The following is a 13,263-nucleotide window of genomic DNA, read 5'->3' on the forward strand; positions in this document are numbered from 1 at the left end:
CGCACCCGGCGGCGGTGACCGCGGCGCGGACCAGGTCGCGGCGGGCAGCCAGCTCGCGGCGCAGCCGGCGCAGGTGCCGGGCGAGGTCCCCGGAGGCGGCCAGCTCGGCGAACACCCGCTGGCCGGCCCGGGCCGGGCGCTGACCGGTGGCGGTGCGGCGCTCCAGCAGCTGGTCGCGCACCGCGGGCGGCGCGACCAGCCAGCCCAGGCCGAGGGTCGGGGTGAGCACCTTGGACGCCGTCCCCAGGTGCACGACGACGTCGGGGGCGAGTGCGGCGAGCAGGGGCAGCGGGGCCACGTCGTAGCGCAGCTCGCCGTCGTAGTCGTCCTCCCAGACGACGAAGCCCTCGGTGCGGGCGCGGTGCACCAGCGCGGTCCGGCGGGCGGCCGGCAACCGGCCACCGAGCGGGAACTGGTGGGCCGGGGTGCAGTAGACGGCGTCCAGCCCGCGGGGCACGGCGTCGACCACCAGGCCGTCGTCGTCCACCGGCAGCGGCACCGCCTCGGCGCCCGCGGCCCGCAGCGCGCCCACGGCCCGGCGGTAGCCGGGGTCCTCCACGCCGACCCGCGCGCCGGGGCCCAGCAGGCCGGCCAGCTCGGCGACCGCGGCCGAGGTGCCGGCGGTGGCCAGCACGTCCGCGGGGTCGGCGGGCAGGCCACGGTGCCGGAGCAGGTGGTCGACGACCGCGGTGCGCAGCGCCGGGTCCCCGGCCGGGTCGTAGCCGGGGTCCGGGTCACGGTCACCGGCCCGCCGCCAGGCGCGACGCCAGGCGGCGCGGTCGAGCACCTCGGTGCACGGCGCGCCGGGCTGCAGGTCCACCGCCGGCGGTGCCGGGACGACGACGGGTCGGGCCGGCCCGGCAGCGGGCACGGCCCCGCCGACGACGAAGGTGCCCACCCCGCGCCGTCCGGCCACCCAGCCCTCGGCCAGCAGCTGGTCGTAGGCCGCCGCGGTGACGGTGCGGCTGACGCCCAGCGCCCGGGCCAGGTCGCGGGTGGAGGGCAGCCGGTCACCGGGCCGCAGGCCGGCCGCCCCGCGCAGCCCGTCGGCCAGCTGCACGGCCAGCGGCACCCGGGAGCTGCGGTCGACGACGACGGGCGGGGCCTCGATCACCGGTGGCCTCCTGGAACGGGTGCGGATTGGCTCTCGGAGGATGCCACCTGGAGCCGGAGGATGGTCCGCGTGAGCACCCCGCTGTCCCCCACGCCCCGCTCCACCGTCCGCCGCAACGCCGTCCGGGCCCGTACCGCCCGCGCCGACCTGCACGCCGTCCTCGACGCCGGCCTGGTCGGCCACCTCGGGTTGGTCATGCCGTCGGGACCGGTGGTGCTGCCGACCGGGTACGGCCGGGACGGCGAGACCCTGTACCTGCACGGCTCCAGCGGCGCGGCGTCCCTGCGCGCGGCGGCCGAGGGCGTCCCGGTCTGCTTCACCGTCACCCTGGTCGACGGGGTCGTCTACGCGCGGTCGGCCTTCCACCACTCGATGAACCACCGGTCCGCCGTCGTGCAGGGCACCGCCCGGCTGGTGACCGACCCCGACGAGCGGCTGCACGGGCTGGCCGTGCTCACCGAGCACCTGGCACCCGGGTCGTGGGACCACAGCCGGCGCCCGGACCGCAAGGAGCTGGCCGCCACCGCGGTGCTCGCGCTGGACCTGACCGAGGCCAGCGTGAAGATCCGCACCGGCCCGCCCGGGGAGGACGAGCGGGACATCGCCGACCCGCAGGCCGACTGGGCCGGCGTCCTGCCGCTGCGCACGGTCTGGGGCGAGCCGGAGCCGTGCCCGCAGCTCCCCGCCGGGACGCCGGTGCCCGGGCGGGTCAGCTCGCGGGCGTGACCCGCAGCAGCTGGTCGGCGCCCTCGCCGTTGTCGGTGGTCAGGTACAGCGCGCCGTCGCTGCCCAGCTGCGGGGTCCGCACCCGGCCGTAGGTGCCCTCGAGCTCGGGGATGCGGAACTGCTCCACGAGCGAGCCGTCGTCGGCCAGCCGCAGCGCGAGGACACCGGTGTCCTTCTGCACGCCGAGCAGCAGCAGTCCGTCGTAGGCGCCCCACTGCTCCCCGTCGAGGAAGGTGATGCCCGAGACCGCGATGGTGGGGTCGCCGGAGGACCACACGGCCTCGATCGCCCCGGGGATCTCCGGGTCGGTCATCGGGACGCTCTCGTCGTACTCGCCCTGGCCGACCGGGTCCCAGCCGTAGTTGCCGCCGTCGGTGGCGAGGTTGACCTCGTCGTCGACCTGGCTGCCCTGCTCGGCGGTGTACACCGCCCCGGTGCCGGGCTGGACGGCGATCCCCTGCACGTTGCGGTGGCCGTAGCCCACGATCGCGTGCGAGGTGGGGTCGGTGAGCTCGAGGAACGGGTTGTCCGCCGACGGCTGCCCGCTGGCCGGGTCGACGCGCAGCAGCTTGCCGGCCAGCGTGGAGAGGTCCTGCGGGTTGGTGCCCAGGGCGTTGTCGCCGGTGCCGATCAGCAGGCGGCCGTCGCCGTCGAAGCGCAGCCGGCAGCCGCCGTGCCGGCCGGAGTCGGCGTTGACCGGGATGCCGCCCACCAGCGGGTCGGCGACGCGGGTGGCCGCCGTCCAGCCCTCGTCGACGGTCCAGGCGGTGACCTCGATGCCCGGGCCGCCGTCCGCCCCGCCGTCGGCGACGCCCATGCAGGTGTAGAACCGGCGGCTGTCGGCGAACCCGGGGTCCAGCACCAGGCCCATGAGGCCGGTCTCGCCCTCGGCCCACAGGTCGTCGAGGTCGGCGGCGACCTGCTGGGTCGACCCGTCGGGGCGGACGGCGGTGAACCCGCCGGCGCGCTGGTCGACCAGCAGGGTGCCGTCGGGGGCCTGGGCGACGTCCCACGGGTGGTCCAGGCCGTCGAGGACCACCTCGACGTCGAGGGCGGGGGCGTCGGCCGGGGCGGAGATGGCTGCGGCGTCGGCGTCGGAGGTCGAGCTCCCGGACGAGCAGCCGGCGAGGAGCACGAGTCCGGTGAGCAGGGCGGCGGGGCGGGCGGCGCGGGGGGTCACCCGCTCCAGTCTCCCTGGTGTCGCGGTCAGGCGCTGCGGGTGACCACGTAGTCGCACAGGGCCGACAGCGCCTCGCGGACCTCACCCTCGGGCACCCGGCCCAGCCGGGCGCGGGCCCGGTCGGCGTAGGAGTGCAGCACCTCGGTGGCCCGGGCCAGCGACGCCGACCCGCGCAGCAGGGACAGCGCCTCGGCGTGCTCGGCGTCGTCGGTGATGGGCCCGGCGACCAGCGCCCGCAGCCGGGCCTCGGCCGGGTCGTCGCCGGCGCGGGCCAGCAGCACCGGCAGGGTGGCGATGCCCTCGCGCAGGTCGGTGCCCGGCGACTTCCCGGAGGTGCCGCCGTCGCTGACGATGTCGATGAGGTCGTCGGCCAGCTGGAAGGCCACGCCGATCTCCTCGGCGTAGGCGGTGAGGTCCTCGACGACGGCGCGGTCGACGCCGGCGAAGGTGGCGCCGAAGCGGGCCGAGGTGGCCACCAGCGAGCCGGTCTTGTCGGCCAGCACCGACAGGTGGTGCTCGATCGGGTCCTCGCCCTCGACCGGGCCGACGGTCTCCCGGATCTGCCCGGTGACCAGGCGCTCGAACGTGCGGGCCTGGATGCGCACCGCCTCGGGGCCGAGGTCGGCCAGCAGGTCCGAGGCCCGGGCGAAGAGGAAGTCGCCGGTCAGGATGGCGATGCTGTTGGACCAGCGGCTGTTCGCGCTGGGGGCACCGCGCCGGACGGCGGCCTCGTCCATGACGTCGTCGTGGTACAGCGTGGCCAGGTGGGTGAGCTCGCAGACCACCGCCGCGGACACCACCTCGTCGGAGTCGGCGTCGCCGAGCTGGGCGGCCAGCAGCGCCAGCACGGGGCGGAACCGCTTGCCGCCGGCGGTCATCAGGTGGGCCGCGGCCTCGGCCACGAACGGGGAGTCGCTGACCGCGGCGGCGTGCAGCGCGTCCTCGACGCGGGCCAGGCCCGCGGACAACGACTCGCCCAGCGGCCCGTCGGGCAGCCACGAGCCCACCGTGGACGCCGGCCTGCCCGGCTTGTGCCACGTCTGCGTCTGGCTGCCGTCACCGCTGGCGGTGAGGGCGCTGGCTCCGCTCATCGTCGCTGAATCTAGTCGCCGCAGGCCCGGCCGCCGACGGCTGGCCTACCCGACCAGCGTCGCCGCGCGGTCGGCCAGGTCCAGCACCGACCCGGGGACGACGCCGAGCACGAGCGTGGCGGCGACGGTCACGGCCAGCACGACGGTCGTGGGCAGGCCCGGGACACCCACCGAGGGCCCGTCCGGGGCGGGGTCGGAGAAGTACATGAGCACGACCAGCCGCAGGTAGAAGAACCCCGCGACCGCGCTGGTGACCAGCGCGACGACGGCCAGCGGCCAGGCGCCGACCTCGATCGCGGCGCGGAAGACCGCGAACTTCCCGGTGAAGCCGCTGGTCAGCGGGATGCCGGCCAGCGCGAGCAGCAGGAAGGTCATCACGCCCGCGGTCAGCGGGGACCGCCGGGCCAGGCCGGCCCACTGCGACAGCGCGGTGGCCTCGCCGTCGCCGTCCCGGACCAGGGTCACCACGGCGAACGCGCCGACCGTGGTCAGGCCGTAGGCCAGCAGGTAGAACAGCGTCGCGGCGAGGCCGGAACCGGTGCCCGAGTCCAGGCCGATGACACCGGTGAGCAGGAACCCGGCGTGCGCGATCGAGGAGTAGGCGAGCATGCGCTTGACGTCGGTCTGGGTCAGGCCGAGGACGGCGCCGACGACCATCGACACGATCGCGATGCCGTAGACCAGCGGCCGCCAGGTCCAGTCCGCCGTGCCGAAGGCGACGTAGAGCAGCCGCAGGATGGCCCCGAACGCGGCGACCTTGGTGCAGGCGGCCATGAACGCGGTGACCGGGGTGGGCGCGCCCTGGTAGACGTCCGGCGTCCAGGTGTGGAACGGCGCGACCGAGGCCTTGAACATCAGGCCGACGACCAGCAGGCCCAGGCCCAGCACCAGCAGGGTGCCGGTGCCGTCGGCGGTGACCGACTCCCGGATGCCGGCCAGCTGCACGGTGCCGGTGGCGCCGTAGACCAGGGCCAGGCCGTACAGGAAGAACGCCGAGGCGAACGCCCCGAGCAGGAAGTACTTGACCGCCGCCTCCTGGCTCAGCAGCCGCCGGCGGCGGGACAGGCCGCAGATCAGGTACAGGGGCAGGCTCAGCACCTCGAGGGCGATGAACATGACCAGCAGGTCGTTGGCCGCGACGAAGAGCATCATGCCGCCGACGGCGAACGTGGCCAGCGGGTAGACCTCGGTCTGCACGCGTTCGTCGGTGAGCAGCTCCCGGTCGCGCGGGCTGCCGGCGGGGACCGCGGCGGAGGCGACGAAGGCCGACTTCGCGGGGTCCAGCGCCCGCTCGGCGAACAGCAGGACCGACAGCGCGCCCAGGCCGGCGATGGTGGCCTGCAGGAACAGCCCCGCCCCGTCGACGGCCAGCGCACCGGCGGCGGTGACCTCCCCGCTGCCGGCCAGCAGCAGGGTGGCGGCGAAGCCCCCGACCGTGCCGACCAGGGCGAGCGCGACCTGGGTGGGCTGGCGGACGTGCCGGGGGGCGAAGGACTCCACGAGCACCCCGACCAGCGCGGCGCCGAAGACGAACAGGAAGGGGCTGAGCGCGGACAGGGACAGGTCCGGAGCCTCGATCATCAGTTGCCCCCCTGCTCGGCGACGGCGGGCTGGGTGCCCCCGGGGTCGGAGCCGATGTCGCCCATGGTGGCGGCCACGGCCGGGTTGATCAGGTCCAGCAGCGGCTGCGGGTACACACCGAGGCCGATGACCAGCGCCAGCAGCGGGGCGACGACGACGAGCTCGCGGCGGCGCAGGTCAGGGAACGCCTTCTCGGTGACCAGGCCGCGGGCCGGGCCGTGCACCGCCCGCTGGACCAGCAGCAGGACGTAGAGGGCGGCGAGCACGATGCCGACGGTGGCGACGATGGTGAACACCGGCCGGGTCGGGAAGGACCCCAGCAGCACCAGGAACTCCGACACGAAGCTGTTGGTCCCCGGCAGCGCCAGGCTGGACAGGCCCGCGACCAGAAACACCCCGGCCAGCACCGGTGCCTTCCTCCCGATGCCGCCGTAGTCGGCGATGCTGCGCGACCCGCCGCGGGTGATCACCATGCCGACGACCAGGAAGAGGATCCCGGTCGAGATGCCGTGGTTGACCATGTAGAGGACGGCGCCGGACCCGCCCTCGGCGGTGAAGGCGAAGATGCCCAGCGCGATGAACCCGAAGTGGGCGATCGAGGTGTAGGTGACCAGCCGCTTCATGTCCGACTGGCCCATCGCCAGCACCGCCCCGTAGAGGATGCCGGCCACCGCCAGCCCGAGGACCCAGGGCGCGAAGGTGCGGGAGGCATCGGGGAACAGCGGCAGGCAGTACCGGATGAACCCGAACGTGCCGACCTTGTCCAGCACGCCGACCAGCAGCACCGCCCCGCCCACCGGCGCCTCGGCGCCCGAGACGGGCAGCCAGGTGTGGAAGGGCACGAGCGGGGCCTTGATGGCGAAGGCGACGAAGAAACCGAGGAACAGCAGCTTCTGCACGCCGGGGTCGATGTCGAGCTGCCGCAGTGCGTCGAAGGCGAAGGTGCCCTCGCCGAGGGAGGAGTTGCTGACCACGTACAGGCCGATGACCGAGGCGAGCATGACCAGCCCGCCGAGCAGGCTGTACAGGAAGAACTTCACCGCGGCGTACTGCCGGCGCGGCCCGCCGAAGCTGCCGATGATGAAGTACATCGGCACGAGCATGGCCTCGAAGAACACGTAGAACAGGAACACGTCGGTGGCCGCGAAGACGCCGACCATCATCGCCTCGAGCACCAGCAGCCAGGCGAAGTAGGCCTTCATGGACCGGTCGCCGGGGCCGGTGTCGCGCCAGGAGGCGACGACGACCACCGGCACCAGCACGCCGATGAGCAGCAGCATCACCAGCGCGATGCCGTCGACGCCGAGGGCGAAGTCGACGCCGAAGCTGGGGATCCAGGCGACCGAGGTGGTCAGCTGGAACCGCGCGCCGCCGGTGTCGAAGGCGACGGTGGCCAGCAGCGCGAGCACGAGGACGGCCACGCTGACCGCGAGCGCGACCTGCTTGGCCAGCGCGTCACGCCCCTTGGGCAGCGCAGCCACCGCGGCACCGCCGACCGCGGGGACCACCACCATCGTGAGCAGCCAGGGGAAGTCGCTCACGACCGGGACTCCTTCGTCCAGAGGGGGGTGGTCATCCCGCCGTCACCGCCAGCAGGGCACCCGCGACGAGCACGGCGCCGCCGAGCATGCCGAGGGCGTAGGACCGCACGAAGCCGGTCTGCGCCCGGCCCAGCCGGGCCGAGGACCCGCCGAGGCCCGCGCCGATGCCGTTCACCACGCCGTCGACGCCCTGGTCGTCGACGAGCCGCAGGGCCGTCACCAGCCGCATGCCCGGGCGCATGAACACCGCCTCGTTGACCGCGTCGGCGTAGAGGCCCGCGCGGGCGGCGCGCACCGGGGCGGAGACCCGGACCGGTGCGGTGGTGGGCACCTCGCGGCGGCCCACGGCCAGCCAGGCAGCCAGGACGCCCAGCGCCACCACGACGGTCACCAGCAGGCTGACCGCCAGCGGCGGGATGGCGTGCGCGGCCGCCTCCTCGGGCTCGCCGAACACCGGGGCGAGCCAGTCGGCCAGCGGGAAGGCCTCGACCAGCAGGAACCCTGCGGCGACCGACCCGACGGCGAGCACCACCATCGGCAGGGTCATCACCGCGGGCGACTCGTGCGGGTGCACGCCCTCCTCCCAGCGCGGCCTGCCGAAGAAGGTCATCAGCACCAGCCGGGTCATGTAGAACGCGGTCAGCCCGGCGCCGAGGACGGCGACGCCGCCCAGGACCCAGCCCGAGGCGCCGCCGCGGTCGAAGGCGGCCTCGATGATCGCGTCCTTGGTCCAGTAGCCGGACAGGAACGGGAACCCGATCAGCGCCAGGTAGCCCAGGCCGAAGGTGACGAAGGTGGTCTTCATCCTCGTGGCCAGACCGCCGAAGCGGCGCATGTCGGTGCGGTCCCCCATGCCGTGCATGACCGACCCGGCGCCGAGGAACAGCCCGGCCTTGAAGAAGCCGTGGGTGAGCAGGTGCGCGATGCCCGCGGCGTAGCCGACCGGGCCCAGGCCCACGGCCAGGAACATGTAGCCGATCTGGCTGACCGTGGACCAGGCCAGCACCTTCTTGATGTCGTCGTAGGCGCAGCCGGCGATCGCGCCGATCATGATCGTGATCGCGCCGATGACGACCACGACGGTCTGCGCGGCGGGGGCGGCGTCGTAGATCGGCGCCGAGCGGGCGATCAGGTAGACCCCGGCGGTGACCATGGTGGCGGCGTGGATCAGCGCCGAGACCGGGGTGGGGCCCTCCATGGCGTCGGGCAGCCAGGCCTGCAGGGGGAACTGGCCGGACTTGCCGCAGGCACCCAGCAGCAGGAGCAATCCGATGCCGGTGACCGTGCCGCCGGCGAGCAGGCCGACCGAGCCGAGCACGCCCTCGTAGGAGGTGGTGCCGAGCTGGGTGAACATCAGGAAGATCGCCAGCGCCAGGCCCACGTCGCCGACCCGGTTCATCACGAACGCCTTCTTGGCCGCGGTCGCCGCGGCCGGGCGGGTGTACCAGAACGCGATGAGCAGGTAGGACGCCAGGCCCACGCCCTCCCAGCCCACGTAGAGGGCCACGAAGCTGTTGCCCAGCACCAGCAGCAGCATCGCCGCGACGAACAGGTTGAGGTAGGCGAAGAACCGGCGGCGACCGGGGTCGTGGGCCATGTAACCCACCGAGTAGACGTGGATGAGCGCTCCGACGCCGGTGATCAGCAGCGCGAACGTCATCGACAGCGGGTCGACCAGCAGCCCCGCGCTGACGTCGAGCCGGCCGGTGGAGACGAAGGTGAACAGGTCCACCGACGCGCTGCGCTGGTCGAGCCCGGCGAGCTGCACCGTGCAGAGCACGGCGAGCACGAACGCGGCGGTGACGGTGCCGATGGCCAGCAGGTGGCCCCACCGGTCGGTGCGCTTCCCGCCCAGCAGCAGGACGGCGGCCCCGGCCAGGGGCAGCGCGATCAGCAGCCAGGTGCTGCCCAGGAGCCCGGTCGCGGGCACGGTGTCCATGTCGGCGCCCTCAGTACTTCAGCAGGTTCGCGTCGTCGACCGAGGCCGACCTGCGGGTCCGGTAGATCGACATGATGATCGCCAGCCCGACCACGACCTCGGCCGCGGCGACCACCATGACGAAGAAGGCGATGACCTGGCCGTCGAGGGTGCCGGTGGACCGGGCGAAGGTGACCAGGGTGAGGTTGACCGAGTTGAGCATCAGCTCGATGCACATGAAGACCACGATCGCGTTGCGCCGCACCAGGACGCCGACGGCGCCGATGGTGAACAGGATCGCGGCCAGCACCAGGTAGTTGGTGAGCGTCACCGGGTCACCCCTCGGGTCGTGCCGATCGCGGCGTCCGAGCCCCCGGAAGCGGGGTCGCCCGGGGGCAGCTCCTCCACCACCTGGGGCTCGACGCCGGTGGCGTAGCTGGCCTCCGACGGGGTGCCGTCGGGCAGCCGGCCGGGTGCGGCGATGGAGTTGGCCCGGGCGTAGACGCCGGGGCCGGGCAGGGTCTGCGGGTGGTCCGAGGTGAGGAAGCGGGCCCGCGACCGCTCCTTCTGGGTCAGCCGGGTGCCGGGCTCGCGCTCGATGTGCGCCAGCACCATGGCGCCGACCGCGGCGGTGATCAGCAGCGCGCTGGTGACCTCGAAGGCCAGCAGGTAGCGGGTGAACAGCAGCCCGGCGATGGCCTCGATGTTGCCGTCGGCCGCACCGCCGGCGCCGCCCTGCACGCCCTCCAGGCCGGTCACGACCATGCCCTCGGTCGCGCGGGCGATCCCTGCGCCGACCAGGCCGGCGAACCCGATGCCCAGCACGGTGGCCGCCACCCGCTGCCCGCGCAGGGTCTCCACGACCGAGTCGGAGGAGTCGCGGCCGACCAGCATGAGCACGAACAGGAACAGGATCATGATCGCGCCGGTGTAGACGATGATCTGCACCGCGCCGAGGAACGGCGCCTCCTGCACGACGTAGAACACGCCCAGCGCCAGCATGGTGTTGACCAGGAACAGCGCCGAGTGCACGGCGTTGCGGGCGAACACCATGCCCAGCGCCCCGGCCAGCGCGATGGGGCCCAGGACCCAGAAGACGACGGTCTCCGCCGTCCCGATCTCGATGCCCATCCCGTCGCCCATCAGGACCCGGCCCGCAGGTAGTAGTCGCGCTCGTCGTCGCCCAGCCGCATGGGGTGCGGGGGCTGCTCCATGCCCGGCAGCAGCGGGGCCATCAGCTGCTCCTTGGTGTAGACCAGGTCGCCGCGGGAGTCGTCGGCCAGCTCGAAGTCGTTGCTCATCGTCAGCGAGCGGGTCGGGCAGGCCTCGATGCACAGGCCGCAGAAGATGCAGCGCAGGTAGTTGATCTGGTAGATCCGCCCGTACCGCTCGCCCGGGGAGAACCGCTGCTCCTCGGTGTTGGTCCCGCCCTCCACGTAGATGGCGTCGGCGGGGCAGGCCCAGGCGCACAGCTCGCAGCCCACGCACTTCTCCAGCCCGTCGGGGTGGCGGTTGAGCACGTGCCGGCCGTGGTAGCGCGGCTTGGTCACCTTGGGCTCGTCCGGGTACTGCTCGGTGGTGACCTTCTTGAACATCGTCGAGAAGGTGACGCCGAAGCCCTGCGCGGGGCCGGGCAGCCGGCTGGTGCGGGGGGCCGGGGCGGAGCGGGTGCCGCCGGCCTGCTCGACCTCGCCGCCGTGCCGCTTCTCGGGGGTCAGGTCAGACATCGTCGTCCTTCCGGGGGGTGGGGCTCGGGCGGCGGCGACCCGACGCGACGGGGGCGCCGGCGGCGACCGGTTCCTTGCTGGCCAGCCGCGGCGAGGGCGGCACCACGAGGTCCATCGGCGGGATGGGGAACCCGCCCTCGGCGCGGACCGGGCCGATGCGCTGCGCGGGCCGGTGCTTGGCGCCGGGGGTGCGGACCGGGGGCAGCACCTCGGGCTCGGTCGGGTTGATGGACCCGGCCGCGGCGTTGAGGGCGGCGATCCGGGTGGGCTCGTTGCTCTTGCGGGAGGCGACCAGCAGCACCGCCAGGACGACGGCCGCGATCGGCAGCCCGACGTAGACGGCCACCTCGCCGCTGGACAGGTCGTACTCGCGGGAGACGGTGCGCATGGTGGCGACGGCGAGGATCCACACCAGGGCGGTGGGGACCAGCACCTTCCAGCCGAAGCGCATGAACTGGTCGTAGCGCAGGCGGGGCAGGGTGCCGCGCAGCCAGATGAAGACGAACAGCGCGGCGACGACCTTGAGCAGGAACCACAGCAGCGGCCACCAGCCGGAGTTGGCGCCGTCCCAGATCGAGATCGGCCACGGGGCCCGCCAGCCGCCGAGGAACAGCGTCGCGGCCAGCGCGGAGACGGTGACCATGTTGACGTACTCGGCGAGGAAGAACAGCGCGAACTTCAGCGACGAGTACTCGGTGTGGAACCCGCCGACCAGCTCGGACTCGGCCTCGGGCAGGTCGAAGGGCGCCCGGTTGGTCTCCCCCACCACCGCGATGACGTAGATGATGAAGCTGACCGGCAGCAGGACGGCGTACCAGCTGGGGCCGTCGAAGGTGAGGCCGAAGAAGTCCAGCCGGTTGTCCCCGGCCTGCGCGGCGACGATCTCCGAGGTGCTCATCGTCCCGGCGTAGAGGAACACCGCGACGATGGACAGGCCCATCGCGATCTCGTAGCTGACCATCTGGGCGGCGCTGCGCAGGCTCCCCAGCAGCGGGTAGGTCGAGCCCGACGCCCAGCCGCCGAGCACGATGCCGTAGACGCCCATCGCCGAGCAGGCCAGCACCACCAGGACGCCGATGGGGGCGTCGATGAGCTGCAGCGGCGTGCGCTGCCCGAAGATCGAGACCTCGGGGCCCAGCGGGATGACCGAGAAGGCCAGGAACGCCGGGATGGTGGCGATGACCGGGGCCAGGAAGTACACCGGCTTGTCGGCCAGCGCCGGCATGATGTCCTCCTTGAACGCGAGCTTGAGGCCGTCGGCCAGGCTCTGGAGGTAGCCACGCGGGCCGACCCGGTTGGGGCCGGAGCGCTGCTGCATGCGGGCGACGACCTTGCGCTCGAACACGATCGCGAACAGGGTCATGACGACCAGCAGGCCGAACACGCCGACGATCTTGATCAGCACGAGCCACCAGACGTCCTGGCCGAAGTCGGCCAGGGTCGGGGAGTCGTTCATGCCGGGCCCCCTGCTGCGCTGATCGTCACGACCCCGCCCGGGGCGGCGCCGAGGTGGGTGCGGACGTGGCTGCCCGGCGAGCGCATCGGCAGCCAGACCACCCGGTCGGGCATGTCGGTGATCCGCGCGGGCAGGGTGATCGAGCCGGTCGGCCCGGTGACGCTGACCCGGTCGCCGTCCCCGACGCCGAGCCGGACGGCGGTCTCCTTGGCCAGCCGGACGACCGGGGGACGGGCGGTGCCGGCCAGCGCGGGCTCGTCCCGCTGCAGGGTCCCGTCGTCCAGGAGCTGCCGCCAGGAGGCGAGCACGACCTGGTCGGCGCCGAGCCGGGGGCTGCCGGCGGGGGCGACGTCCAGCCCGCGGACCTGCCGGGCGCGGCCGGCGCCGCCGAGGGCGACCAGCTCGCGGCGGGCGGCGTCCACGGTGGCCAGCCCCAGGTCGGTGCCCATCGCGTCGGCCAGGCCGGTGAGCACGCGGGCGTCGGTGAGCTGCCCGCTGCCGTGCAGGGTGGCGTCGAAGGGGCGCACCCGGCCCTCCCAGTCCAGGTAGCTGCCGGCCTTCTCGGGGGCCGCGGCGACCGGCAGGACGACGTCGGCGTGCGCGGTGACCGCGGTCGGGAACAGCTCCAGGCTGACCACGAAGCCGGCGGCGGCCAGCGCGGCCTCGGCGAGGCCGGGGTCGGGCAGGTCGGCGGGGTCGACGCCGCCGACGAGCAGGCCACCCAGGCGGCCGTCGCGGGCGGCCTGCAGGATGCCGGTGGTGTCGCGGCCGGCCCGGCGGGGCAGCTCGACGCCCCAGGCGGACTCGAGGTCGGCGCGGTCGGCGGCGTCGGTGACGCCGCGGCCCCCGGGCAGCAGCGTGGGCAGCGCACCGACCTCGACGGCGCCGCGCTCCCCCGCCCGGCGGGGTACCCACGCGATGCGGGCCCC

General features: G+C 74.0%; 12 protein-coding genes. 1 reads left to right on the forward strand and 11 read right to left on the reverse strand.

The window, feature by feature from the left end; translation table 11 throughout:
- Positions 1-1,114: PLP-dependent aminotransferase family protein (locus tag NH342_RS18280; protein WP_253016954.1), on the reverse strand; the 1,114-nt coding region annotated here is incomplete at its 3' end.
- Positions 1,115-1,183: 69 nt separating this feature from the next.
- On the opposite strand from NH342_RS18280, the gene NH342_RS18285 reads away from it, so the two are divergent.
- Positions 1,184-1,840: a pyridoxamine 5'-phosphate oxidase family protein gene (locus tag NH342_RS18285; protein ID WP_374209485.1), complete on the forward strand. Its 657-nt coding sequence runs from the start codon at positions 1,184-1,186 to the stop codon at positions 1,838-1,840.
- On the opposite strand, the gene NH342_RS18290 is transcribed toward NH342_RS18285, so the two are convergent.
- The 10 genes from NH342_RS18290 to NH342_RS18335 all read right to left on the reverse strand — a co-directional run.
- A complete protein-coding gene (locus NH342_RS18290; RefSeq protein ID WP_253016958.1) occupies positions 1,824-3,020 on the reverse strand; it encodes a sorbosone dehydrogenase family protein in 1,197 nt (398 codons plus the stop codon). The genes NH342_RS18285 and NH342_RS18290 overlap by 17 nt on opposite strands.
- 26 nt (positions 3,021-3,046) lie before the next feature.
- Positions 3,047-4,111 carry a polyprenyl synthetase family protein gene (locus tag NH342_RS18295; RefSeq protein ID WP_253016960.1) on the reverse strand — a complete coding sequence of 355 codons (1,065 nt, stop codon included), beginning with the start codon at positions 4,109-4,111 and terminating at the stop codon, positions 3,047-3,049.
- Between the two features lie 45 nt (positions 4,112-4,156).
- A complete protein-coding gene (nuoN, locus tag NH342_RS18300) occupies positions 4,157-5,692 on the reverse strand; it encodes an NADH-quinone oxidoreductase subunit NuoN (RefSeq protein ID WP_253016962.1) in 1,536 nt (511 codons plus the stop codon).
- Positions 5,692-7,233, reverse strand: coding sequence for an NADH-quinone oxidoreductase subunit M (locus tag NH342_RS18305; RefSeq protein WP_253016964.1), 1,542 nt, complete (start codon positions 7,231-7,233; stop codon positions 5,692-5,694). Before NH342_RS18305 ends, nuoN begins: the two co-directional genes overlap by 1 nt.
- A gap of 31 nt (positions 7,234-7,264) precedes the next feature.
- Positions 7,265-9,172, reverse strand: a complete 1,908-nt coding sequence (nuoL, locus tag NH342_RS18310) for an NADH-quinone oxidoreductase subunit L (protein ID WP_253016966.1) — start codon at positions 9,170-9,172, stop codon at positions 7,265-7,267.
- Between the two features lie 10 nt (positions 9,173-9,182).
- Positions 9,183-9,482 (reverse strand): NADH-quinone oxidoreductase subunit NuoK, encoded by a 300-nt coding sequence (nuoK, locus tag NH342_RS18315; protein WP_253016968.1) that lies wholly within the window; start codon positions 9,480-9,482, stop codon positions 9,183-9,185.
- Positions 9,479-10,282: an NADH-quinone oxidoreductase subunit J gene (locus tag NH342_RS18320; protein ID WP_253016970.1), complete on the reverse strand. Its 804-nt coding sequence runs from the start codon at positions 10,280-10,282 to the stop codon at positions 9,479-9,481. Before NH342_RS18320 ends, nuoK begins: the two co-directional genes overlap by 4 nt.
- Before the next feature lie 11 nt (positions 10,283-10,293).
- The gene (gene nuoI, locus NH342_RS18325; protein ID WP_253016972.1) at positions 10,294-10,878 is read right to left on the reverse strand and encodes an NADH-quinone oxidoreductase subunit NuoI; all 585 of its coding nucleotides are present in this window, start codon (positions 10,876-10,878) and stop codon (positions 10,294-10,296) included.
- Positions 10,871-12,334: an NADH-quinone oxidoreductase subunit NuoH gene (gene nuoH / locus NH342_RS18330; RefSeq protein WP_253016974.1), complete on the reverse strand. Its 1,464-nt coding sequence runs from the start codon at positions 12,332-12,334 to the stop codon at positions 10,871-10,873. The genes nuoI and nuoH overlap by 8 nt, the downstream gene beginning before the upstream one ends.
- Positions 12,331-13,263: molybdopterin dinucleotide binding domain-containing protein (locus tag NH342_RS18335; RefSeq protein WP_253016976.1), on the reverse strand; the 933-nt coding region annotated here is incomplete at its 5' end. The genes nuoH and NH342_RS18335, both read right to left, overlap by 4 nt.

The sequence above is a fragment of the Klenkia sp. PcliD-1-E genome (assembly GCF_024124375.1).
Lineage (GTDB): Bacteria > Actinomycetota > Actinomycetes > Mycobacteriales > Geodermatophilaceae > Klenkia.

Coding starts and splice junctions, on each gene's coding strand:
- nuoN (WP_253016962.1), bottom strand. CDS start 5,692: ATGATCGAGGCTCCGGACCTGTCCCTGTCCGCGCTCAGCCCCTTCCTG.
- NH342_RS18320 (WP_253016970.1), bottom strand. CDS start 10,282: ATGGGCATCGAGATCGGGACGGCGGAGACCGTCGTCTTCTGGGTCCTG.
- NH342_RS18295 (WP_253016960.1), bottom strand. CDS start 4,111: ATGAGCGGAGCCAGCGCCCTCACCGCCAGCGGTGACGGCAGCCAGACG.
- nuoI (WP_253016972.1), bottom strand. CDS start 10,878: ATGTCTGACCTGACCCCCGAGAAGCGGCACGGCGGCGAGGTCGAGCAG.
- nuoL (WP_253016966.1), bottom strand. CDS start 9,172: ATGGACACCGTGCCCGCGACCGGGCTCCTGGGCAGCACCTGGCTGCTG.
- nuoH (WP_253016974.1), bottom strand. CDS start 12,334: ATGAACGACTCCCCGACCCTGGCCGACTTCGGCCAGGACGTCTGGTGG.